Source organism: Bradyrhizobium sp. LLZ17 (genome assembly GCF_041200145.1).
In the GTDB taxonomy this organism is placed as follows: domain Bacteria; phylum Pseudomonadota; class Alphaproteobacteria; order Rhizobiales; family Xanthobacteraceae; genus Bradyrhizobium.
The window spans coordinates 6,577,930-6,601,371 of the sequence record NZ_CP165734.1; the positions used below are offsets into that span (position 1 = coordinate 6,577,930).

Annotated in this window: 21 protein-coding genes, 1 tRNA gene and 1 pseudogene; 13 read left to right on the forward strand and 10 right to left on the reverse strand. The window is 64.8% G+C overall.

Annotation, left to right across the window (positions count from 1 at the left end; translation table 11 throughout):
- Positions 1–72 precede the first annotated feature (72 nt).
- The 9 genes from AB8Z38_RS31595 to AB8Z38_RS31635 all read left to right on the forward strand — a co-directional run bounded on the left by AB8Z38_RS31595 (position 73) and on the right by AB8Z38_RS31635 (position 8,621).
- Positions 73–1,275, forward strand: coding sequence for a multidrug effflux MFS transporter (locus AB8Z38_RS31595; protein ID WP_369721510.1), 1,203 nt, complete (start codon positions 73–75; stop codon positions 1,273–1,275).
- A 157-nt stretch (positions 1,276–1,432) separates the two neighbouring features.
- The gene (locus AB8Z38_RS31600; protein ID WP_369721511.1) at positions 1,433–2,599 is read left to right on the forward strand and encodes a cytochrome P450; all 1,167 of its coding nucleotides are present in this window, start codon (positions 1,433–1,435) and stop codon (positions 2,597–2,599) included.
- Between the two features lie 372 nt (positions 2,600–2,971).
- Entirely contained in the window at positions 2,972–3,922 is a 951-nt protein-coding gene (locus tag AB8Z38_RS31605; protein WP_369721512.1) for a sulfonate ABC transporter substrate-binding protein, read from the forward strand.
- A 37-nt stretch (positions 3,923–3,959) separates the two neighbouring features.
- Positions 3,960–4,913: a sulfonate ABC transporter substrate-binding protein gene (locus AB8Z38_RS31610; RefSeq protein WP_369721513.1), complete on the forward strand. Its 954-nt coding sequence runs from the start codon at positions 3,960–3,962 to the stop codon at positions 4,911–4,913.
- A complete protein-coding gene (gene ssuD, locus AB8Z38_RS31615) occupies positions 4,910–6,088 on the forward strand; it encodes an FMNH2-dependent alkanesulfonate monooxygenase (protein WP_369721514.1) in 1,179 nt (392 codons plus the stop codon). The genes AB8Z38_RS31610 and ssuD overlap by 4 nt, the downstream gene beginning before the upstream one ends.
- Positions 6,085–6,891, forward strand: a complete 807-nt coding sequence (locus tag AB8Z38_RS31620) for an ABC transporter permease subunit (RefSeq protein WP_369721515.1) — start codon at positions 6,085–6,087, stop codon at positions 6,889–6,891. The genes ssuD and AB8Z38_RS31620 overlap by 4 nt, the downstream gene beginning before the upstream one ends.
- 116 nt (positions 6,892–7,007) lie before the next feature.
- Positions 7,008–7,751 carry an ATP-binding cassette domain-containing protein gene (locus AB8Z38_RS31625; protein ID WP_369726655.1) on the forward strand — a complete coding sequence of 248 codons (744 nt, stop codon included), beginning with the start codon at positions 7,008–7,010 and terminating at the stop codon, positions 7,749–7,751.
- Positions 7,752–7,783: 32 nt separating this feature from the next.
- On the forward strand, positions 7,784–8,365 hold the full coding sequence (locus AB8Z38_RS31630; RefSeq protein ID WP_369721516.1) for a flavin reductase family protein: 582 nt from the start codon (positions 7,784–7,786) through the stop codon (positions 8,363–8,365).
- 100 nt (positions 8,366–8,465) lie between these two features.
- A complete protein-coding gene (locus AB8Z38_RS31635) occupies positions 8,466–8,621 on the forward strand; it encodes a hypothetical protein (RefSeq protein WP_369721517.1) in 156 nt (51 codons plus the stop codon).
- A 210-nt stretch (positions 8,622–8,831) separates the two neighbouring features.
- On the opposite strand, the gene AB8Z38_RS31640 is transcribed toward AB8Z38_RS31635, so the two are convergent.
- The 10 genes and pseudogenes from AB8Z38_RS31640 to AB8Z38_RS31685 all read right to left on the reverse strand — a co-directional run bounded on the left by AB8Z38_RS31640 (position 8,832) and on the right by AB8Z38_RS31685 (position 19,957).
- On the reverse strand, positions 8,832–9,803 hold the full coding sequence (locus AB8Z38_RS31640; protein WP_369720550.1) for an IS110 family transposase: 972 nt from the start codon (positions 9,801–9,803) through the stop codon (positions 8,832–8,834).
- A gap of 310 nt (positions 9,804–10,113) precedes the next feature.
- Positions 10,114–11,262 (reverse strand): M20 family metallopeptidase, encoded by a 1,149-nt coding sequence (locus AB8Z38_RS31645; RefSeq protein ID WP_369721518.1) that lies wholly within the window; start codon positions 11,260–11,262, stop codon positions 10,114–10,116.
- Between the two features lie 266 nt (positions 11,263–11,528).
- Entirely contained in the window at positions 11,529–12,914 is a 1,386-nt protein-coding gene (locus AB8Z38_RS31650; protein WP_369721519.1) for a sigma-54 interaction domain-containing protein, read from the reverse strand.
- 111 nt (positions 12,915–13,025) lie between these two features.
- Positions 13,026–13,376 carry a flagellar motor switch protein FliN gene (fliN, locus tag AB8Z38_RS31655; protein ID WP_369721520.1) on the reverse strand — a complete coding sequence of 117 codons (351 nt, stop codon included), beginning with the start codon at positions 13,374–13,376 and terminating at the stop codon, positions 13,026–13,028.
- Between the two features lie 3 nt (positions 13,377–13,379).
- The gene (locus AB8Z38_RS31660) at positions 13,380–14,000 is read right to left on the reverse strand and encodes a FliH/SctL family protein (RefSeq protein ID WP_369721521.1); all 621 of its coding nucleotides are present in this window, start codon (positions 13,998–14,000) and stop codon (positions 13,380–13,382) included.
- Positions 14,000–15,090, reverse strand: a pseudogene (gene fliG / locus AB8Z38_RS31665) (flagellar motor switch protein FliG). The gene AB8Z38_RS31660 and the pseudogene fliG overlap by 1 nt, the downstream one beginning before the upstream one ends.
- Before the next feature lie 18 nt (positions 15,091–15,108).
- Positions 15,109–16,719, reverse strand: a complete 1,611-nt coding sequence (fliF, locus tag AB8Z38_RS31670) for a flagellar basal-body MS-ring/collar protein FliF (protein ID WP_369721522.1) — start codon at positions 16,717–16,719, stop codon at positions 15,109–15,111.
- Positions 16,720–16,901: 182 nt separating this feature from the next.
- On the reverse strand, positions 16,902–17,177 hold the full coding sequence (locus tag AB8Z38_RS31675; RefSeq protein ID WP_002714638.1) for a DUF1153 domain-containing protein: 276 nt from the start codon (positions 17,175–17,177) through the stop codon (positions 16,902–16,904).
- Between the two features lie 388 nt (positions 17,178–17,565).
- Positions 17,566–18,288: a flagellar hook assembly protein FlgD gene (locus tag AB8Z38_RS31680; RefSeq protein WP_369721523.1), complete on the reverse strand. Its 723-nt coding sequence runs from the start codon at positions 18,286–18,288 to the stop codon at positions 17,566–17,568.
- Positions 18,289–18,301: 13 nt separating this feature from the next.
- Entirely contained in the window at positions 18,302–19,957 is a 1,656-nt protein-coding gene (locus AB8Z38_RS31685) for a flagellar hook-length control protein FliK (protein WP_369721524.1), read from the reverse strand.
- Positions 19,958–20,269: 312 nt separating this feature from the next.
- Here AB8Z38_RS31685 and mnmA point away from each other — a divergent pair, with 312 nt between their 5' ends.
- The 4 genes from mnmA to AB8Z38_RS31705 all read left to right on the forward strand — a co-directional run bounded on the left by mnmA (position 20,270) and on the right by AB8Z38_RS31705 (position 23,400).
- Positions 20,270–21,451: a tRNA 2-thiouridine(34) synthase MnmA gene (gene mnmA, locus AB8Z38_RS31690; RefSeq protein WP_369721525.1), complete on the forward strand. Its 1,182-nt coding sequence runs from the start codon at positions 20,270–20,272 to the stop codon at positions 21,449–21,451.
- A gap of 245 nt (positions 21,452–21,696) precedes the next feature.
- The gene (locus AB8Z38_RS31695) at positions 21,697–22,335 is read left to right on the forward strand and encodes a class I SAM-dependent methyltransferase (RefSeq protein ID WP_369721526.1); all 639 of its coding nucleotides are present in this window, start codon (positions 21,697–21,699) and stop codon (positions 22,333–22,335) included.
- Positions 22,336–22,625: 290 nt separating this feature from the next.
- Complete coding sequence (locus AB8Z38_RS31700) at positions 22,626–22,988, forward strand: hypothetical protein (protein WP_369721527.1); 363 nt, start codon at positions 22,626–22,628, stop codon at positions 22,986–22,988.
- Positions 22,989–23,323: 335 nt separating this feature from the next.
- A tRNA-Met gene (locus AB8Z38_RS31705) sits at positions 23,324–23,400 on the forward strand.
- The last annotated feature ends 42 nt before the right edge of the window (positions 23,401–23,442 follow it).

Genomic DNA, 23,442 nt, shown 5'->3' on the forward strand with positions numbered 1-23,442 from the left:
GGAGTGTGCTCAGGTTGCGCGCACAAAGCGCGAATGATATGATAATTATCATTCATAAACCTGAAGCGGCTCATGACCAGCAACGTTGAAAATCCTCCGCTCGCACGGGTCGTGCCGCTCGGTCTTCAGGTTGCCGTTCTTGCAGCGCTGTCTGCGAGCGGCACACTAGCCACTAACATCCTGCTGCCTTCGCTGCCGAATATCGCCGTTGCGGTGGGCGTCTCCAGCGCACAGGTCACGGGAGCCATCACCATATTCCTTGCCATGTTCGCGCTCGGACAACTTGTTGTCGGTCCGATGTCGGATCGTTTCGGCCGGCGCGTACCCGTGATGATCGGGTTCGCGGTGTTTTTCGCAGGGAGCATCTGGTGCGCGTTGGCCAACGACTTCGCGGCACTGCTCATCGGCCGCGTCGTGCAGGCCGGTGGGGCGTGTGCCGCATCCGTTCTTTCGCGAGCTATCGCAAGAGATCTCTTTGAGGGTGAAAAGCTGGCCCGGGTGCTCACCTTTGTCATGATTGCGATGGCAGCTGCGCCCGGATTCTCGCCGCTGGTCGGTGGCGCGCTGGATCATTTTTTTGGTTGGCGTTCGGCCTTTGTCTTCGTCGCGATCTTCGCCGCTGTTGCCGCCATGGCATTTTTTGCCGCATTCGAAGAAACTCACCTCGCACCACGCCCCGCGTTCGATGCATCGACGATCGCCAGGAACTACTGGTCGCTTTCGACTGACCGCCGCTTCGTGATTCCTGCCGCGACTGTCAGCCTCATCCTGGGCGCGCTGTTTGCAATGTTTTCGGCGTTGCCGCGTGTCTTGATTGAGGGCCTCGACTTCACCCCACTGCAACTCGGCCTGTTCTTCGCAGGCACGGTCATGATCGTCTTCAGCGCGGGCATTATCGCGACGAAAATCGTTCCGCATCTCGGTCTCGACCGATCGATCGGCATCGGCCTCGCACTCGCCTGTGTCGGCAGCGGCATGGTGTTGCTGTTTGCGCTGTTCGACGGGCGCTTTTTGCCATTTCTTGCCGGCGCATGCGTCTTCCTCCTGGGAATGGGCATGGTCAATCCGCTCTGCAGCGCGCAGACACTTTCGCCGTTTGGCGATCGCGCCGGTGCAGCCTCGGCGCTGCTGGGTTTCTGGCAGATGCTGGCCGCGGCGCTGGGGGTATCGCTCGCGGCGGTAATCGCAAAGAACCCCATGATCGGGCTTGGTCTTGTGCTGGTGCTCGCCTCGATCCTCGCCTCGGCGCTCTATCAAGTTCGGGTAAGGGGTTGATTGAGCCCGCCAATCTCGCCTGAGGGCCAACTCTCGTGCCCAGGCGCATCCTACGGACACCTGCCCAATATTGCCCTGTCCCCATCGCTAGGGACAGACGCCGGCACCGGAGTTCGCTAGTCTGGTCCGGATCACACGAGTATCCGGGGAGCCCGCTTTGAGCACCGCGCCGCGCATCGACATCGACCCGGCCTCGTTCTGGGTCGACCCCTATCCGATGCTCGCGACCATGCGCAAGGAGGCGCCGATCGCCTTCGTGCCGCAGCTCGGCTCGACGCTGCTGACGTGCCGCGACGACATCTCGATCTCCGAGAAGCAGATCGACGTGTTCTCCTCGCATCAGCCCGCGGGCCTGATGAACCGGCTGATGGGCCACAACATGATGCGCAAGGACGGCGAAGCGCATCAGGTCGAGCGCCGCGCGATGTTTCCGACGGTGTCGCCGAAGACGGTGAAGGCGCACTGGACCGCGCAGTTCCAGGCCCACGCCGATCGCATCCTCGACGCGATCGAGCCGGGCCGGATCGATTTCATGCGCGACTTCGCGCTGCCGTTCTCCGGCGAGTGCCTGAAGTCGATCACCGGCCTCACCAATATCGGCTATCAGGACATGGATGCCTGGTCGCAAGGCATGATCGAGGGTATCGCCAATTACGGCGGGGATCCCGCGGTCGAGGCGCGCTGCCACGCCGCGACGTCGGGGATCGATGCGGCAATCGACGACATGCTGCCGGTGATCAGCAAGCATCCCGACCAGAGCATCCTCGGCGTGCTCGTCGCCTCCGGCATGGCGATGGACAGCGTGCGCGCCAACGTCAAGCTCGCGATCTCCGGCGGGCAAAACGAACCGCGCAAGGCGATCGCCGGAACCGTGTGGGCGCTGCTCACCCATCCCGACCAGCTCGATCTCGTGTGCAACGGCGAAGTGTCCTGGCTCCAGGCGTTCGAGGAATACGCCCGCTGGATCTCGCCGATCGGGATGTCGCCGCGGCGGATCGCAAAGCCGTGGTCGATCCGCGATGTTGCGTTCGAAACGGATGAGCGCGTGTTCCTGATGTTCGGCTCCGCCAACCGTGACGAGAAGCATTTTGAGCGCGCCGATCAGTTCGACGTGCGGCGTGATACGTCCAAGAGCGTCTCCTTCGGCGCCGGCCCGCATTTCTGCGCCGGCGCCTTCGCCTCCCGCGCCATGATCGCCGACGTGGCGCTGCCGACCGTGTTTGGCCGCGCAAGGCAGCTCGAACTCGCCGAGGACGAGCCGGTGCGGATCGGCGGCTGGGCGTTCCGCGGGCTGCAGAATTTGCCGGTGAGATGGCGGCGCTAGGCCGGAAGGAGACGTGCCGATCGCTCTGGCGCCATGATGGAACTGTGCTCCTGTTTTGCCCGACGAGTCAAACCGTGTTGCCCGATGAGTAAGCCATTGATCTGACTGGCCCCGGCTACTGTGCATGGGGTTGTTTTCGACATTATTTGTTTCGGTCGTGACAGCGTCGGACGGAATCCGCGCGTCTCTCACATTCGCGTGCAGAAAAACTTCATCTTCATTCGCTTGACCGGTTGAAAGATTGATCATGCGCGCTGCCGCACGCGCAGTGCGGGCATCGCTATTTTTCCGCGCGTCTCGACAGCTCCGATCGCCCGCACCATCATTCTCCAACGCGAATGAATGACGGCCGCGCGGGCCCGGGAGTGTTGGATGCAGCGTCGGGACTTTCTCAAGCTATCCGTTGGAACAGCGGCCGCAGCTACGTTTGCGACGCGCGCGAACGCGCAAGCGGGCGTGAAGGAAATTCGTATCGGCTACCAGAAGAACGGTGTGCCGGTTATCACGCGCCAGCAGGCCGCGTTGGAAAAACATTTCGCCCCGCAAGGCATCGAGGTGAAGTGGGTCGAGTTCTCCTCGGGCCCGCCGATGATGGAGGCGATGAACGTCGGCAGCGTCGACTACGGCGCGGTCGGCGATTCCCCGCCGGTGTTCGCGCAAGCTGCGGGTGCTGCGATCGTCTATGCCGCAGGCCAGCCCATCACCAACGGCGCTGGCATTCTGGTGCCGAAGGACTCGCCGATTCACGCGATTGCTGATCTGAAAGGCAAGCGCGTCGGCTTCACCAAGGGTTCCAGTGCCCACAACATCGTGGTGCAGACACTGGAGAAAGCCGGCCTCACCTATGCCGACATCACGCCGGTCTATCTGACGCCGCCGGACGCCGGCCCAGCGTTCGCCAATGGCAGCATCGAGGCGTGGGCGATCTGGGATCCGTATTTCGCGATCGGCGAGGCCAAACAGAATGGCCGTATCCTGATCAACGCGAGCGAGGTCACCAAGTCCAATTCCTTCTACATTGCCAACCGCGAGTTCGCGAGGAGTCACGGGCCCCTCCTGCAACAGATCGTCGACGTCACCACCGCGACCGCAAATTGGGCCGAGCAGCACCGCGACCAAGTCGCGAAATCGCTGGCAACGGTGACCGGCATTCCGCTCGACATCCAGACCATTGCCGCCAACCGGTCGGCCTTCGCGGTCGGGCCCGTCACCGACGACATCGTTGCGACCCAGCAGGGCGTCGCCGACCGGTTCTACAAGCTCGGCCTGATCCCGAGGCCGATCGTCATTCGCGACATCGTCTGGCGCAGCACGGCCACATGAACGTGCCGACCAATCTCCCCCATCAAAAGGTTTGAACATGAGGCGCATTGTTCAACGTCTGATCGCGGCCATCGTGCTGTCGATCGGCATCGTCGCCGCTGCGGTCGGCACGTCCTACGGACAGGACAAGGTCGTCCGCATCGGCTATCAGAAATACGGCAAGCTGGTGCTGCTCAAGAGCAAGGGCACGCTGGAGCCGAAGCTTGCAGCGAGCGGCTACAAGGTGGTGTGGACCGAATTTCCCTCAGGCCCGCCGCTGCTCGAAGCGCTCAATGTCGGCGCGATCGATTTCGGCAATACCGGCGAAGCCCCGCCGATCTTCGCGCAGGCTGCCGGCGCGCCGATCCAGTATGTCGCCTATGAGCCGCCGGCGCCGAAGGGCGAGGCGATCCTGGTGCCGAAGGACAGCCCGTTGAAGTCGGTCGCCGATCTCAAGGGCAAGAAGGTCGCGCTGAACAAAGGGTCCAACGTTCACTATCTTCTGGTCAAGGCACTGGAGAAGGCGGGCGTCAAATATTCGGAGATCGAGCCGATGTTTCTGGCGCCGGCCGACGCGCGCGCCGCCTTCGAGCGCGGCGCGGTCGATGCCTGGGTGATCTGGGATCCGTTCCAAGCGGCGGCAGAAGCCGCCACCGGTGCGCGCACGCTCGCTGACGGCACCAACATCGTCGCCAACTACCAGTTCTATTTCTCCTCGAAGAAATTCCTCGAAGCCCATCCTGAGATCGTCGATGCCGTGCTCGCCGAGCTGAGCTCGGTCGATGATTGGGCCAAGGGCGACATCCATGCGGTGGCCGAGCAGCTGGCGCCGGCGATTGGATTGTCGGTTCCCGTCGTCGAGGTCGCTCTGAAGCGGCAGGCCTACGGCATCAAGCCGCTGACCGATGCCGTGATCGCCGATCAGCAGCAGGTTGCGGACGCATTCTTCGCGCTCAACCTGATTCCCAAATCCATCAAGATTTCCGACGTGGCGCGGAGGCCAGGATCATGAGCAGGACCATCAGCAAGCAAGCCAACGCCAATATCCTCTGGTTCCTGCCGACGCACGGTGACGGCCGCTATCTCGGCACCGGCATCGGCGGCCGCGAGGTCAGCTTCAACTATCTGCGCCAGATTGCGCAAGCCGCCGATCAGCTCGGCTATTACGGCGTGCTGCTGCCCACCGGGCGCTCTTGCGAGGATTCCTGGATCGTCGCCTCCAGCGTCGCGCCCTTTACCGAGCGGCTGCGCTATCTGGTGGCCGTGCGCCCCGGCCTGCAATCGCCGACCGTTGCCGCGCGCATGACCGCGACGCTCGATCGCATCACAGCCGGCCGGCTGCTGGTCAACGTCGTCACCGGCGGCGATCCCGTCGAGAACAAGGGCGACGGCATCTTCCTTGGCCATGACGAGCGCTACGAGGTCACCCGCGAGTTCCTCAACGTCTATAACGACCTGCTCGCCGGCAAGACGGTGAACGTCGCGGGCAAGCACATCCGCATCGAGGACGGCAAGCTGCTGTTTCCGCCGGTGCAGTCGCTGCGGCCGCCGCTGTATTTCGGCGGCTCGTCGGATGCCGGCATCGACGTCGCCGTCGATACGGTCGACAAATATCTCACCTGGGGCGAGCCGCCGGCTCTGGTTGCCGAGAAGATCGCGAAGGTGAGGGAAGTCGCGAGCGCACGCGGCCGAAAGCTCTCGTTCGGCATCCGGCTCCATGTGATCGTGCGCGAGACCAGCGAACAAGCCTGGCGCGCCGCCAACGAGCTGATCAGGCATGTCAGCGACGAGACCATTGCCACGGCCCAGAAGAACTTTGCGCGCATGGACTCGGTCGGCCAGCAGCGCATGGCGCAGCTCCACGGCGGCAAGCGCGACAAGCTCGAGATCGCGCCGAACCTCTGGGCCGGTGTCGGCCTGGTGCGCGGCGGTGCCGGCACGGCGCTGGTCGGCGATGCCCAAACCGTCGCCGCGCGCATCAAGGAGTATCAGGACATCGGCATCGATACCTTCATCATGTCGGGCTATCCGCATCTCGAGGAAGCCTATCGCTTCGCCGAGCTGGTGTTCCCGCTGCTCTCGCTGGAGCAGCCGAGCAACGTGACGAAGCTGCACTTCAACGGCGGTCCCTTTGGCGAAACCGTCGGCAGCGACTTCCGTCCGCAGCACAAGGTGTCGCAATCATGAGCCTGATCGACAGTCTTTCCCTTCCGCGCAGCTTCCGCCTGCCGCGCGTCGACGGCCTGATCCAGTGGATCGTGCCGCTCGCCATCGTCGCGGCCTGGCAGGTGGCCTGCGTCGCCGGCTTGGTGCCGACCCGCGTGCTGCCAGCGCCGAGCGACGTCGCGCTCGCCGGCTGGAAGCTGCTGCTCTCCGGCGAACTGATCCGCAACATCTGGGTCTCGTTCTGGCGCGCCTCGATCGGGTTCCTGATCGGCGGCAACATCGGCTTCGCATTCGGGCTTGCGAATGGTCTCTCCCAGCTCTCGGCCAAGCTCACCGACACCACGCTCCAGATGGTGCGCAACGTGCCGCATCTGGCCTTGATCCCGCTGGTCATCCTCTGGTTCGGCATCGATGAGAGCGCAAAGCTGTTCCTGGTGGCGCTCGGGGTGTTCTTCCCGATCTACCTCAACACCCTGCACGGCATCCGCACCGTCGACCCGCAGCTGATCGAGATGGGCCGCATCTACGGCATGAGCGACGGCGAGCTGTTTCGCCGGGTGATCTTCCCGGGCGCGCTGCCTTCGATCTTCGTCGGCATCCGTTTTGCGCTCGGCATCATGTGGCTCACACTGATTGTCGCCGAGACCATCGCGGCCTCCTCCGGCCTCGGCTACATGGCGATGCAGGCGCGCGAGTTCATGCTGATCGACGTCGTCGTGCTCTCGATCCTGATCTACGCCCTGCTCGGCAAGCTCGCCGACAGCGCCTCCCGTGTGCTGGAGCGCCTGACGCTCTCCTGGCACCCCGCATTCCAGAAACGTTGAGCAGAAATACTGGGAATCACATGCAGACAGTCCTTCGGACGACCCTTCCCGAAACCGAGCACGCCAGCTTCGCCCCGCAGACCCGTGCGGTGCGCGAGCAGCGGCAAGAGCGCCAGATGCGGAGCACCGGCCTGCCGCTCAGCATCCGGGGCCTGCGCAAGTCATTCGGCGACAACGAGGTGCTGCGCGGCATCGATTTGCACATTCCCGCCGGCCAGTTCGTCGCCATCGTGGGCAAGAGCGGTTGCGGCAAGAGCACGCTGCTGCGCCTGATCGCAGGCCTCGAAAAGATCGACGCCGGCAGCATCAGCTTTGGTGATGCGGCGATCCAGCCCGAGGACATCCGCGTGATGTTTCAGGAGCCGCGGCTGCTGCCCTGGGCGCGCGTGCTGTCCAATGTCGAGGTCGGCCTCGGCCGCAACCGCTCATCGAGCGACGCGCACGCTCGTGCCGAGAAGGCGCTGGCCGAGGTCGGGCTCACGGACAAGCGCGAGCAGTGGCCATCGGTGCTGTCGGGCGGCCAGAAGCAGCGCGTTGCGCTCGCCCGCGCCCTGGTCTCCCATCCGCGCGTGCTTGCCTTCGACGAGCCGCTCGGCGCGCTGGACGCGCTGACTCGAATCTCGATGCAGCGCCTGCTGGAGCGGGTCTGGCGCGACCAGGGTTTTACCGCGATCCTGGTGACCCACGACGTTTCCGAGGCGGTCGCGCTGGCCGACCGCGTGCTGGTGATCGACGAGGGCCGCATTGCCCATGATCTCTTGGTTAACACCGCCCGGCCGCGCGAGCGCGGCTCGATCGAACTCGCAAGCCTTGAAGGCTCGATCCTGAGCCACCTTTTGTTGGCGGACGATCGTACCTAGATAGAGAGGAACCCCGCTTCGGGGAGCATGAAATGAATGTAGTCCCCCGCAATATCATGACCGACACCCTCGTCTCGTCTGCCGATTTCCGCGGCGCCATGCGCCACCTGACCGGTGGCGTCAGCGTCATCACCGCCGGGCGGGGCAAGGACATCACCGGCATGACGGTCACGTCGGTCACGTCGCTGTCGGTTGATCCGCCGACACTGCTGGTCAGCGTCAACCGCGATGCCTCCTCTTTCCCGCTGATCAGGCGCTATGGCGCCTTCGGCGTGAACATCCTCAACGCCGATCAGCTCGACATCGCCGAACGCTTTGCCGGCAAGGGCGGACTGAAGGGCGTCGATCGCTTTGCCGGCGCCCAGTGGGTGACTTCAGTCTCGGGCGTTCCGCTGCTGGTCGGCGCATTGTCGGCCGTCGATTGCGAGGTCGAGGAGATCGTCGAGCGGCACTCGCACGCCATCGTCATCGGCCGTGTCAGGGACATCAGGAGTTCGACCCGGACCGCCGCGCTGGCCTATTGGCATGGGCAATATGTGGCGGTTGACCAGGACGAGGATGCCGCCAAGCTCGCAGACGTCAGCGTTCCCGCACGCAGCCTGCGCGGCGTTTGATCGCTGCCGTCGAAAGCTGCACAGGCTGGCCTTTTCCCCGTCATCGCTCTAGAAGCGCTGCCTGAGCCTTCTCAGGCCGGGACGGCAATGGAGCGCCATGATGAAACGCGTCGCGACCTGGGCCTTCTACGCCATCGGCGCGCTCGCGATCGCCTATCTCGCGCTCTACGCCTATGCAATGTTTCGCGGCCAGCCGATCATCCCCGGCGATCCCATCCACATCTTCCGCAAGCCCGACGCGCCGAGTTATTCTTAGAACTCGGAAGGTCTCGTAGCAACCATTAGGTTGGCGTCCGATTTCCGCGAGCATGACGCCGCGCTTGCGGCCGTCAAGGCGTGGCCTGGCAGCAGCGGATGTGAGGAGAGATTTGAGCGACGGCCAGCCTTGACGACCGCGGCGCGCGGCGTCGTTGTGGCGGCAGGTCGGGACGAAGAAACGGTCGCCTGATCGAACAAAGAAACGCGGTCAGACGGCGGGCAGCTTGGCGAGTTGAGGCGCCTCGGCGACCCAGGGAGTTCCGCGGGCGACGACGGCGTTGATCGTGACCAGCAATTTCCTGGCGCAGGCGATGAGCGCGCATTTGTGGCATTTGCCGGCGGCGATCAGACGGCTGTACAAAGCCTTGAGCTGCGGATTCCAGCGGAAGGATGCCGCAAGAGCCGCGTTGTAGAGCGCCCGGCGCAGGCGTTCGCGGCCACCTTCGATGTGACGGGCACCGGCGCGATTGCCGCTGTCGTCGTCGTAAGGTGCCAGCCCGCCGAGAGCTGCGGCAGGCCCGCGCGTGATGTTGCCAATCTCAGGCATCCGGATCAGGACGGCAATCGCGGTCGGCAGGCCGCAGCCGCCGACGCTGTGGATCAGATCGAGCCGTGCGGCAAGATCAGGGTGCTTGCGGATCGCCGCCAGCAGCGCCTTGAGCTCGGCTCGTTTGGACTTGGCCAGGAGCGCGATCTGCGCCTTCCAAACCCCTTGAATCCGCTTGTCGCGGCAACTCTCGAGCCGGTTCTTGAGCCTTGCGATGTCTTCCGTGATCTGGTCGATCATCGTCAGATGCTCGGCAAGGGGCTGCAGCCGCGGATCCGGAGCGGGATGGATGGTCTTGATCGCAGCAGTGCACATCGCGATCAGCGCCGCGTCGATCTTGTCGTTCTTGGCCAGCAGCTGATGGAACGTGGCAAAAGCACGGACCTGCTTCGGCTGAAACAAGACGACGACGAACCGCTTGCGCCGCAGCTCGGCGACGACCGCCTGCTCGTAGCCTCCACTGGCCTCGATCCCAACCCTCTTGACCTTGATGCGCTTCAGCCACTCTACCAAAGCCTGGTGGCCTTCCATCGTGTTGTCGACCCGCAACTGTTCCGAGCTGCCGTCGACCGCCACGTCGAGCTTATGTTTGCCGGTATCGATCCCGGCACAGATCATGATACGCTTGGCCATCTTCCTCGACCCTCCCTTGTTATGCGAACCTGAAGTTCGTTCAACCATGCGGGTCCCGATGAAGTGCCGACCGCGATCTTGCTACGAAACGCAGCCCTCAAGGCTTCGGTGGGCATCGATCCGATCGATCGGCGGCCCAGCTCGGGCGGCCACCCGGGCTGGGCCATTCCTCACGGAACGAGGCCATTATAATCCGGCGCGCTAATACAAGGGTGGGCAAAGGCGCCCTTGCGCCGTGCCCACCATCTCTCTGCAGTTGAGCAAGAATTGGTGGGCACGCTTTGCTTTGCCCACCCTACGGCACCTGTGCTTACCCCCGCAAAATCGCCAGCGCCAAGGCCTGCGCGCGCGGCACGATGCTGTCGAGCTCGAGATATTCCTCCGGCGTATGCGCGAGACCGCCGACCGGTCCGACGCCGCAGATGGTCGGCGTGCCGACCGCGGCGGTGAAGCCGGAATCGGCGCAGCCGCCGGAGAACTCGCCCTGGAGCGTGGTGAGGCCGGCCTGCTTTGCGGCCGCCTGATAGCGTTCGAACAGCGCCTTCGAGCCCTCGCTCTGCACGACTGGCGCGAACTCGCCCTTGATCGTCAGCACGGCACTGGTGCCGGGTACACAAGGCGTGGCGATGATCCTTTCGATCTCAGCCATCACCGTGGCGCGGTCGGCCGGGTCGACATAGCGCATATCGATCTGGCCTTCGGCGTAAGGCGCCGTCGTGTTGACCGACTGGCCGCCCGCAACGAGCCCGACATTGAGCGTGATACCCTTGGTGAGATCGGTCAGTGCGTGGATCTGGATGATCTTGTGCGCGAGCTCGCCGATCGCGCTGACACCTGCGGCGAAATTGGCGCCGGAATGCGCGGCTTTGCCGGTGATGGCGAAATGCATGAAGATGCCGCCCTTGCGGCTGGTGACGACGTTGCCGGTCGGGCGGCCCGGCTCGGAATTGAACACGGCGCGCGCAGAGCGCCCCTCACGCTCGATCACCGGTCGCGACGAGGGCGAGGCAATCTCCTCATCCGAGGTGATCAGCAGCTTGATCGGATGCGGATTGCCGCCGAATTTGTGGAAGGCGGTGGCCACGAACACGTTCATGACGAGGCCGGCCTTCATGTCGGCGACGCCGGGTCCATAGGCGCGATTGTCTCTTATCGTGAACGGGCGCCGTCCGGCCTCGCCCTCGCCGAACACGGTGTCGCGATGTCCCATCAACAGCACCGGCTTCTCGTTGCTGCCGGGCTTTGCGACCTCGGCATGGAGCGCATCGCCAAAGCTGCCGTGGCTTTCGCGCCGGCAGGGAATGCCGTGCTCGGCAAAATGCCGCTCGAATCGCGCGCCGACCGCATCGACGCCTTCCTTGTCATAGGACCCGGAATCGATGTTCACGACGTCGCACAACAGATCGATCATCGCCTGCCGCTGCGACGCCAGCCAATCGATGATTTGAGCTTCAGACATGCTTTCCCTCGCGTGGTTCTCAGTGCGGGTTATAGGGCCTGCCGTGGCCATGGCCTAGTCGGCTGGCGCGGTCCCGTCATGCGAGAAGCGCTCTCAGCCCCGTCATTGCGAGCGTAGCGGCGTAGCGAAGCAATCCAGTCTGTCACCGCGGATGAATTCTGGATTGCTTCGCTGCGCTCGCAATGACGATGTTGGTAGCCGCATTCAAACAAAAATGCTCGGGACTCAACCCGGGCATTGCACGTCTCTCGATTTTGCGGTGAGGCCTACGCCCCCACCATCGGCATCCGCGGATACTCACCCGGCGTGCCGGCGGGGGTGATCGGGATGCCGCCGTCGGAATATTCGTTGAGCTTGTTGCGCAAGGTGCGGATCGAAATTCCCAGAATGTTGGCGGCGTGGGTCCGGTTGCCGAGGCAATGCTTCAGCGTCTCCAGGATCAGGTCGCGTTCGACATCCGCCACGGTGCGTCCGACCAGAGCCCGCGTCACCTGCTCGGCGGCCATCGTGGCATGCGCCACCGCCGGTACCGTCCTGGCGAGGTCGAGGCGATCACCGTCCGGCGTGAGGATGGCGTCGGGTCCGATCTCGTCGCCCTGCGCCATCAGCACGGAGCGGTGCATGGTGTTTTCGAGCTCGCGGACGTTGCCTTGCCAGCGGTTGGTGGAGAGCACGCGGCGTGCTTCCGCCGAGACCGGGCGTACCGGCACGCCGTTGGCGTCGGCGTATTTCTTCACGAAGTGCTGGGCGAGCTCCAGAATATCGGCGGGACGCTCGCGCAGCGGCGGGATCTTGAGGTTCACGACGTTGAGGCGGAACAGCAGATCCTCGCGGAAGCTGCCTTCGCGCACAGCGTCGCCCAGATTGCGGTTCGAGGTCGCGATGATGCGAATGTCGATTGGGACAGGCTTGGTGCCGCCGACGCGGTCGATCACGCGCTCCTGGATCGCGCGCAGCAGTTTCGATTGCAGGCGGACGTCCATTTCGGAGATTTCGTCGAGCAGCAGCGTGCCGCCAGTCGCTTCCTCGAACTTTCCAATGCGGCGGGCGATGGCGCCGGTGAACGCGCCCTTCTCATGGCCGAACAGCTCCGACTCCAGGAGGTGCTCGGGGATCGCGGCGCAGTTGATCGAGATGAACGGGCGTTTGGCGCGGGCCGAGCGGGTATGGACGTAGCGCGCCAGCACTTCCTTGCCGGTGCCGGATTCGCCTGTGATCATCACCGAGGCGTCGGAACCTGCGATCTGCTGAGCGAGCTTGACGACCTTCGCCATCGCGTCGTCGCGATAGATCAGCTCGCGGGAATCATTGGCGACCGCAGCTAGCACCGCCGCGATCAGCTCCGGATCGGGCGGCAGCGGGATGTATTCCTTGGCGCCGGCGTGGATCGCGGCAACCGCGGCGCGGGCGTCGTTGGTGATGCCGCAGGCGACGATCGGAGCGTGGATGTGCTCGGCCTCGAGCCGCATCACGAGGTCGCGGATGTCGAGAGCGACGTCGACCAGCAGGAGGTCGGCGCCCTTGCCGCCGCGCAGTACGCGCATCGCCTGGTCGTGATCCTCGGCGTGGGTCACGGTGGCGCCGTTCTCCATCGCGATCTTGGTGGCGGTGGTGAGTTGGCCTTTTAACGTGCCAACGATGAGAAGCCGCATATCAGTCTCCTGTCCGTCTGTTCGCGCTGCCGCGCGTCATGTCCTGTGTTGGCGCGAGCATGATCCGGAAAAGTGCGTAGCGGTTTTCCGAAAAGATCATGCTCAAAACTATTACCCGCGTTCTGTCCTGATGATTTCCGTCATGGTCACGCCGAGCTTGTCCTCGACCAGCACCACCTCGCCGCGGGCGACGAGCTTGTTGTTGACGTAGATGTCGATGGCCTCGCCGACGCGCCGGTCGAGCTCGAGCACGGTGCCGGGTCCGAGCTTCAGCAGTTCGCCGACGTCCATCTTCGAGCGGCCGAGCACGGCCGAGACCTGCACCGGCACGTCGAACACGGCTTCGAGGTCGGCGGCGACGCGCGAGGCATATTCCTCCTCGTTGTAGCTGACGTCGTTGCCGGTCGGCGGCATCGGGCCGTTGAGATCGGGCAGCGGGACCTGTCCGTCGGTGTCGCTCATGGCTTAATTCCCCCTGCGGGACGCGATATAGCGTCCGACCAGCTCGTCCACCTTGGCCACGATGGCGCCGCGCTCCAGCACGACGCCGCCATCGGCCCATTCGATCCGGCAGTCGCCGGTCGCTATCTCGGGCTCGGCCAGGATCACCAGCCGACCTTCGAAGCCGCTCTGCTTGGCGAGGCGCTCGATCTTCTCGCGCGCGCTGTCGTAGAGCGCGTCGTTAATGCGGACGACGAGATGCGGCGTCGCGACCAGATGCGAGAAGCAGTCCTTGACCAGTGCCATGATCTCGCCAAGCGGCTCGGCTGCGATCAGATCGGCGCACAGCTTGCGCGCCACGGCGAGGGCGACGTCGACCGCCTCGGTCTCCATCTTGCTCTCGATATTGCCGATGCCCGAAGCAATGCCCCGGATCGAGACGCTGATCTCTTCGACGGCGAGCGCCACGCGGCGGTCGCTCTCCGCCTTGGCTTCGCGCTGACCCGCGGCAAATCCGTCCTGATAGGCGCGCGCCTCGGCTTCCGCGAGCTTCTGGGCGATCTCGGCCGCAGTCGCGACCTTCTCGCGCGTCCGGTCGGGCGCGGCGAAGTCGTTATCGAACAGGAATTTTGCGGGTGCGCCCATCAATACACCAGTTCGTCGTCGGCGCGATTCTTGGTCAGCATGATCTCGCCCTTGGCGGCGAGGTCTTTGGCGAGGTTGACGAGCAGCGCCTGCGCCTCGTCGACGTCGCGCAGGCGCACCGGGCCCATTGCCGCCATGTCGTCCTGGAGCATCTTGGCCGCGCGCGACGACATGTTGCCGAAGAAGAAGTTGCGGACGTCCTCGTTGGCGCTCTTCAGCGCCACGCCGAGCTTGTCCTTGTCGACGTTGCGCATCAGTGTCTGGGCCGAGCCGGAATCGAGCTTCACGAGGTCGTCGAAGGTGAACATCAGCGCCTTGATGCGCTCGGCCGATCGCGGTTGTCCTCTTCCAGCGAGGTGATGAAGCGAGTTTCGGTCTGCCGGTCGAAATTGTTGAAGATTTCGGCCATGACCTCGTGGGCGTCGCGGCGGCGGGTCTGCGACAGGTTGGACATGAATTCGGTGCGGAGCGTCTTCTCGACGCTCTCGATCACTTCCTTCTGGACCGCCTCCATCTTCAGCATGCGGTTGACGACGTCGAGCGCGAGATCCTCGGGGAAGATGCCCAGCACGCGCGCGGCGTGCTCCGGCTTCAGCTTCGACAGCACCACCGCGATGGTCTGCGGATATTCGTTCTTGAGGTAGTTGGCGAGGACCTCTTCCTGCACGTTGGAAAGTTTCTCCCACATGTTGCGCCCGGCCGGGCCGCGGATCTCGTCCATGATGCCGTTGACGCGTTCGGGCGCCAGATATTGCTGGAGAAGCCGCTCGGTGGCGTCGAAATTGCCCATCAGCGCGCCGGAGGCCGACATGCGCGAGACGAATTCGAGCAGCATGTCTTCGACGGTGTCGACCTCGACGGTGCCGAGCGTCGACATTTCCAGCGAGAGCTGCCGCACCTCGTCGTCGTCGAGCAGTCCCCAGATCTTGCCGCCATATTGCTCGCCGAGCGCCAGCATCAGGATCGCGGCGCGCTTCGGCCCCGGCACCACTTCGACCTTGGCGCCCGCGCGGCCGACGGCACGCTGGCCGAGCGTGGATATCACGCTGGTGATGTCGTTCGAGTTGGCGTTTTGCAAAGTGCCGGCCATGTCAGTTCACTTCTCGAATCATTTCGCGGGTTCGGTCAGCCATTGACGGATGATGGCGACGGTTTCGTTGGGGTTGCGCTCGGCGAGCTCGCCGACACGGTGAACGGACTGGGCGTGGACCTGGCCCTGGACGGTGGCGACGTCGATCGCGCTTGCGGTGCCGCTCGGCAGCAGCGCCTGGCCCGCCGGCGCAGCCTCGTCCGAGGCGGCGGGGCCGGTGAGGGCGCCGGAGATGGCGGCGGCGACCTCCTCGGAGGCCAGGATCCGCTTGACCAGCGGCCGGATCACCATGAACAGCACGACCAGGCCGAGCAGCATCATCACGCCGAGCTCGACGAAGTACATCAGGTCGTCCTTGGTGAACTGGAGCATGCCGAGCAAGCCGGTCGGCTCCGCGATCGGGGCGGTGGAGGGCGCCTCGGCAAAGCGCAGATTGACGACCTCGACCTGGTCGCCGCGCTTCTGGTCGAAGCCGATCGCCGAGCGAACCAGAGTGGCGATCTGTTCGAGCTGCTCCTTGGTGCGGTCCTGATAGGCCAGATCGCCCTTCTCGTTCTTGGAGTAGATGCCGTCGACCAGGACCGCGACGGAGATGCGGTTGACGCGGCCGGCCTCGGTCACTTCGGTCTTGGTGGTGTGGGAGATCTCGTAATTGTTGGTCTCCTCGCTCTTCTTGCTCTGGTCCTTGGCCGCGACGCCGCTGTTCTGCTGGTTGCCGGGCAGCTCGTTGTTGACCGTGACCTGGCCGTTGTTGTCGGCGGTCATGCTCTGCTCTTCGCGGGTCTGGCTCGAGCGCAGCACGCGGCCCTCGGGATCGAACTTGTCCGAGGTCTGAGTGACCTTGTTGAAGTCGAAATCGGCGGAGAGCTGGACGCGGGCGCGGCCCGAGCCGACCACGGAGGAGACGATGTCCTCGACCTGCTTGCGCATCCGCTTCTCGTAGGCGGTGCGACGCTCGTCGCCGACGGCCTGCTCCGGATCCGTCGCTGCGCCGTCGGCGAGCAAATTGCCGGCTTCGTCGACGATCGAGACCCGCTGCGGCTTCAAGCCGTTGACGGCGGAGGCGACGAGATGGCGGATGGCGCGGATCTGCTGGGCTTCCAGCGAGCCGCGGACCCGGACCACGATCGAGGCCGACGGCTCCGGCGCCTCGCGCGAGAACAGCGGGCGCTCGGGCAGCACCAGGTGGACGCGCGCGGCCTGGATGCGGTCGATGGCGCGGATGGTGCGGGAAAGCTCGCCTTCGAGCGCGCGCAGATGATTGATGTTCTGGACGAAGCTGGTGGTGCCGAGCGCGTCCGACTTGTCGAACACCTCGTAGCCGACCCCGCCGCCCTTGGGCAGGCCGCCTTCGGCGAGCTTCATCCGCAGACGCGTGACCTTGTCCTTCGGCACCATGATGACGCTGCCTTCATTGCGCAGCTCGTACTGGATGCCTTGGCGCTCCAAGTCCTTGATAATGCCGGAAGAATCTTCGACGCTGAGATCGGTGAAGAGCGTCGTCATCTGCGGCGTGGTGACGCGCATGATGACGAAGGCAAAGAAGCCGATGAGCGCGGCGGTGACCGCGATCATCGCCCCGAAGCGGGCGGCGCCGATACCCTTCAGAAAGTCCCCAAGACCTTGCAAGCAACCGCCCCAACAGATTCGGCTGCTTTCCCTGGAAAGGCCGACTGGGCAATTATTGCCTAGGTGATGGTTTCGATATGGTTAACGAAGGTTAAGAGCTCGGACAAAAGTAGCGTCATGAAAAAAATCGGCCTCGCATAGCGAGACCGATTTTCGTCAAAAGCCACAGATTTCCGGATCGCTTACTGGCGATATTGCTGGATGCGGGTGGTGCGAAGGCCCGCCAGACCGTGCTGGTCGATGGAAAACTGCCAGGAGAGAAATTCGTCGACCGTCAGGGTGTAACGGCTGCAGGCCTCCTCGAGCGAGAGGAGTCCGCCACGAACGGCGGCGACGACTTCGGCCTTGCGGCGGATGACCCAGCGTTTGGTGCCGGGTGCGGGCAGATCTGCAATCGTCAGCGGACTGCCGTCCGGCCCGATGACGTATTTTACCCTCGGGCGATGGGGTTCTGTCATGGTGTACTCACAAACTCTCAACCACTGAACTCACGCCACAACCGTACGCATCGCGGCTTAAAAATCCGCTAAGCCTAAGGCTTCAATACAATTCTCGTTGAAACTGGCTGGAACGCGACCGGCCCGGCGGGCTGAACACGTGTTTCAGCCGGCTGAGCGGGGTGTTCGTAAAGACTTTACTAACGAACGGAGCCTGAGCGCGACGCTGCGATGCCCCAACCGTCGTTCCGGCGAAGGCCGGGCCCCATAACCACAGGAGTCGTTTGGCGAAGACTCGTAGTTGGGAAGTCTTTCGCGCTACTGCTACCTGCGTTTCATCGAAAGATCTCGCGGTATGGGTCCCGGCCTCCGCCGGGACGACGCTGCATGTGTGGCATGGGGGCGAGCCTCAGCTGCCGGTGCTGCTGCTGGTGGCGACGATGCTCTTCACCTGGCTCAGGGTGTAGCTGTTGCCGTCGATCGTGAGCAGCGGCGGCGATTGGGTCAGGTCGACGGACGACACCGTGCCCTGCACCTGGGCCGCGATGCCGACGCTATTGCCCGAGACATCCTTGCCCGTTGCGGTGATGGTGTATTTGCCGTCCGGCCACTGCGTGCCGTCATTGCCCTGGCCATTCCAGGTGAAGGGAACGTCGCTGGCGGCGCCGGCGGTGTATTTGCCCGTGAACACGGTCTGGCCGCTGGAATTGGCGATGGAAACATCCACGGTCGCATCGGTCGGCACGTTGAGATGCCAGGTTGCCGACGAACTCGTCATCGTCGCGGTGGTGCCGTCGACGACGGCGGTCTTGCCGACGAAGTCCAGCGCCTGGGTCGCCTGCGTGGTCTGTTGCAGGGTGACGAGTTGGGACAGCGAGTCGTTGGTCTTGAGCTGCTGCTCGACACCGGCGAACTGCACCAGCTGCTGAGTGAACTGGTTGGTGTCCAGCGGATCGAGCGGGTTCTGGTTCTGAAGCTGCGTCGTCAGCAGCGTCAGGAAGGTCTGGAAGTTGCCGGCGAGCGTCGCGCCGGTGGTCGAGCCCAGGGTCGGGTTCGACGAGGACGACGAGGACGATGTCGGTGTCGTGCCGGAGACGACGGCAGGTGCGGTGGCGGAATTCGTGGTGGTCATTTGCGAATACTCCTCACACTCTGATGTCGACGCCGCTGCTCGATCCGAGCATGCGGCCGTAGCTGCGGCTGATGGGCGCAGCAGTGCTTGCGTCTTCGTCGCTGATGATCAGCCGGCGGGCGTTGCCGTTATTGTCGTTGTTCTGGCCGGAGTTCTGCCCCGACGAATTCTGGTCGCGCAGGCTGAAGGAGAGTCCGTTGCTGCCGGTCTTGAGGCCGGCATCGTCGAGCGCGCGCTGCAACTGCGGCGCGTCCTGTCTCAACAGCGACAGCGTCTCCGGCTTTTCGACGGTGAGGTGCGAGGTGACCTGGCCGTTCCGGTCGACATTGATGCGGACGTCGATGCGGCCGAGATCGACCGGATCGAGGCTGATGTCGAAGCGGGTTTTTCCGGCGCGTGCGGCGGCGGCGATCTCGATCGGCACGCCGCTGATCGGCACGGCGGTGGATGTGGCCGCGCTCGCGGTCAGCGTTGCGGTGGAGGCGGTCGCGACCGAGGTCGTCGTGGTCAGCGGCGCCTGCACGGCATTGGCGGCCTGGGCGCCCGTGTCCGTCGTCGCGGCAACGGCTTGCGTGTCGGCATGGGCGTGCGCGGTCGGCGCAGCTGGCGTGGCATCGGGGATGCGGTCGGCGGCGCCGGCCTTCGCATCGGTCGAGGTCGCGTCAGCCTGCGGCTTTGCGTTCTGCGGATGCGCGGCGGCGTTTATCGTCGCGGCCGTCGCGGGATTCTGCGTGGCGGCGCTCGTTGCGGTCTTGCCCGCATCCTGGCCGATATTGGAGATGTCGGTCTGCGACTGCCCCGTCGCGGCGGCCTTGAACGAGGTCTTCGGCGTGCCCTGATCGATCGCGGCGACCAGTACTCCGTTCGTCTTGGCATCGGTCGCGGTGCCGTCGGCTGTGCCAGTGGCGGCATCCGCGATCGTCGCCGAGGTTTTGGCGTCGACCTTGGCGCCAGCGGTCTTGGCGCTCTTGTCGCCAGGCGTGGCGGTATCGGTCTTGGCGCCGGTGATCTGCGCCGCGGTCGAGGCGCTGGCGGCGATGCCGGCGGCGGCGATGGTCAGCGGCGAAGCGGCGGTGTTGGCGGCCTGGGTCGCAGCCGCGTTGGGATCGACTGGGACAACGGGCACGGCGACGACGATCGCGTTCGGATCGGGCACAGCGGCTTGCATTGCCGCGGTCTGGGCATTGGCCGAGGCGTCGACAGCGGCGGCAAGGCCGTCGGTGCCGTCGGTCTTGCCAGCCTTGTCGCTCTTGTCGGTCTTGGAGGTGTCGGCTTTGTCGCCCGACTTGGCGCCGGAGGCTTCGGACGTGTCCTTGGTCTTGCCGCTCGCCTTGGCCGGATCTGTGCTGGTGTCGGTGCTGGCTGGCGTCGCGGAATTGCTGCTGTCGCTCGGCTGGCTTTGCGAAGACTGATCGGGCGAGGACGTGTCGCGCGTGCTCCGATCGGACGAGGAGGACGATGATGAGGACGAGGACGAATCACTGCGCCGCGGCGTGGTGTCCTGGGTCGAGGACGACGCGCTGTTGCTGATCGCCTGCGTATTGCTGTCGACCAGCGCACCGAAGGAGTTGCTGCCGGAGGTGTCCTTCGAGCTCTGCGGGCGGGCAGGCTTCTGCTGTGCGCTCGAAACCTGCGCGCTCGCTGCTACATCTGACGTGACACCAACCACAGGCGACCCCTTGAAACCATCTTCGGACCAGGAGGTGAGCAAGGAGCGGGCCAGCCGCGCTGGACGCGATTTTATCCAGTAAAATCAATCTATTGACGAATCTGGTCTGGCGCCGCGAGGGTCCCGCGACCCCGCCATTTCTGCCGCCCCGGCAAGAATTGCCGTAAAGCTTTCGGCCCGCGCGATTGCTTCACCGAAAGGCCGCCTATATTAAAGGGTGCTCTCAGCCGCTTTCGACCGGGCACATCAGCCCCCGGGGGAACCGAAGTTCCCGGGGACCGCCGATGTCCCGGCTCAAGGCATCAGGAACCCATGCTCAACAGTCTGGATCTCGAAGGCCGTCCGCAGGACACCAGGGTCGTCGTCGCCATGTCGGGCGGCGTCGATCTGTCGACGACGGCTGCGCTGTTGAAGGCGGAGGGTTACGACGTCGTCGGCATCACGCTCCAGCTCTATGATCATGGCGCGGCGACCCATCGCAAGGGCGCCTGCTGCGCCGGCCAGGACATCCACGACGCCCGCGACGTCGCCGCCAAGCTCGGCATTCCCCATTACGTGCTCGATTACGAGGACCGCTTTCGCGAGTCCGTCATCGACAATTTCGCTGACTCTTACGCGCTCGGCGAGACCCCGGTGCCGTGCATCGAGTGCAACCGCTCGGTCAAGTTTCGCGACCTCTTGAAGACCGCCCGCGAGCTCGGGGCCACCGCGCTCGCCACCGGCCATTATGTCGCCTCGCGCCGTCGCGCCGACGGCTCGCGCGCGCTGGTCTGCGCCGCCGATGCTGATCGCGACCAGAGCTACTTCCTGTTCGCGACGACGCAGGAGCAGCTCGATTATCTACGCTTTCCGCTCGGTGACATGACCAAGCCCGAGACCCGCGAGCTCGCCCGCCGCTTTGGCCTGTCCGTCGCCGACAAGCACGACAGCCAGGACATCTGCTTCGTGCCGACAGGCCGCTACACCGACATCATCACGCGGCTGCGGCCGAACGCGATGGACCCCGGTGACATCGTCGATCTCGACGGCCGCGTGCTCGGCCAGCATCACGGCATCGCCAATTTCACGATCGGCCAGCGCCGTGGCCTCGGCATCGCGGCAGCCGCGCCGCTGTTCGTGGTGCGGCTCGAAGCGGCGAACCGCCGTGTGGTCGTCGGCCCGCGCGAGGCCTTGAAGATGCACCGCATCAGCTTGCGCGACGTCAACTGGATCGGCGACGGCGATATTGACCGCGCCATCGGCAATGGCCTCGAAATGTTCGTGCGCGTGCGCTCGACCCGCAGCCCCCAGCCGGCGTGGCTGCGCGGCGCTGGCGGCCATTACGAGGTCGAGCTCGTTGCCGGCGAAGAGGGCGTTTCGCCGGGCCAGGCCTGCGTGTTCTACGACGCCCCGTCAGGGCAGGCGCGCGTGCTAGGCGGCGGCTTCATCCAGAGCGCGGCGGCGAAGGTCGCGAGCAACGCAGCGCGGTCGCTGCCCGAAGCCGTGCGCGGCTAGGTGCGATGAAATTCAGCCCGACTGTAGCTACGGAAAAACTGCGCCCCCTCTCCCGCTTGCGGGAGAGGGTAGGGGAGAGGGCTCTCTCCAGCTGCGATATTTCGCGGGAGGAAAGAACCCTCACCCGGCACTGCGTGCCGACCTCTCCCGCAAGCGGGAGAGGCTCAGACTGCACGCGGGGCTGGATTTGATTCCACCAATAATCATCATCAGCTAAAGAATTTTCCTGGGGCAGGACACGAGGCATGGCAGCAGATATCTCGCGGGCCGGGGTCGAGAAGGCCTATGGCCGCTGGGCGCCGGTCTACGATCTCGTGTTCGGCAAGGTGTTCGACGCCGGAAGGCAGTCGACCATCGCCGAGGCCGACCGCATCGGCGGTCGCATTCTCGACGTCGGCGTCGGCACCGGGCTTTCGCTCTCCGACTATGCGCGCACCACCAGAATCTGCGGCGTCGACATTTCCGAGCCGATGCTGCGCAAGGCGCAGGCGCGCGTGCGCGCGATGCGGCTGTCCAATGTCGACGTGCTCTCGGTGATGGACGCGAAGAACCTCGCCTTCCCGGGAAACTTTTTCGATGCGGTGGTCGCGCAATATGTCATCACCGCCGTGCCCGATCCCGAAGGCACGCTCGACGAGTTCGTGCGCGTCCTCAAGCGAGGCGGCGAGCTGATCCTCGTCAACCACATCGGCGCCGAGAACGGATTTCGCAAACTCTCCGAGCTGGCCTTTGCGCCGCTCGCCCGCCGTCTCGGCTGGCGCCCGGAATTCCCGTGGCAGCGCCTGGTCGATTGGGCCGCGAAGCACGGCGGTGTCACCCTGGCCGAGCGCCGCCCGATGCCGCCGATGGGACACTTTTCGCTGATCCGCTACGTCAAATCGTGATCGGGATGAGCCCGGCGCGCCGCTCAGCCGGCAGCGCGCTCCCTCTCCCGCCTGCGGGAGAGGGTAGGGGAGAGGGCTCTCTCGACCAGCGATATCTCGCGAATGGAAAGAACCCTCACCCGGCGCGCGGGACGATGCTTCGCATCGCCCGAGACGCGCCGACCTCTCCCGCAAGCGGGCGAGGTGCACCGACCTCGTGGCGGCAATGGAGTCCTGAACCGGTCACCATCTAGCGCGATCACATCGCGTTTTGGCCGGGAACATCGGGCCCGACCCGCGCGTTTGCCTTCATGCGCACCACATCGAACATCATCTTTGCGGGTCTCGTGATGGCAGCCTCCGGCGCAGCGATCGCGCAGGCCCCGCCCGCCCCGGCGACGCCGCCGCAACAGACCGCGCCGCCGTCCCCGCAGCACGCCACCGACTGCTCGCCCGCAGACCGGGCGCGCGGCGCCGCCACACCAGACGGCAAGACGACCGGCCAGTCCCGGGAACCGCTCGGCGACAAGCTGGCGAAATCCGAGGGCGTGCTTTGTCCGCCCGCCGGCATCGACCCCGAAATGCACGCCCCCGCGCCCAGCACGGGTGGCACCATGCCGGTCATCCCACCCCCCGGCAGCCCAGGCGGCGACCCCTCCGTCAGGCCGAAATAGCTCGTCGCGCCGAAGCCTTGGCGTAGGCGGAGCCGGTTCCGCAACCCCAATCTCCGTCATGCCCGGGCTGGTCCCGGGCATCCACGTTCTTGAGGCCAGCAAGGCGTGGATCGCCGGGACCCGGCTTCGCCAAGGCTTCACCGGGCTTTCCCTGCTGGGGCCGGCGAAGCTTTAGCGAAGACGGCAAGCCGGCCATGACGGATTCAGTGCCAAAAACCGCCAAATCGACCTGCCCATTTGCGGAAGCCTTGCCAAACGCGGATTGACAGCCCGCCGCCCCCTTCCTTATATGCCGCGCGTTCGCGAGATCGGCCATTCGCCGTTCGCGACCCTGTGGCGGGGTAGCTCAGCTGGTTAGAGCACGGGAATCATAATCCTGGGGTCGGGGGTTCGAGTCCCTCTCCCGCTACCATCTATCCCTGTTCAGCCTGATGCAAGCGACGTTGATCAGTTC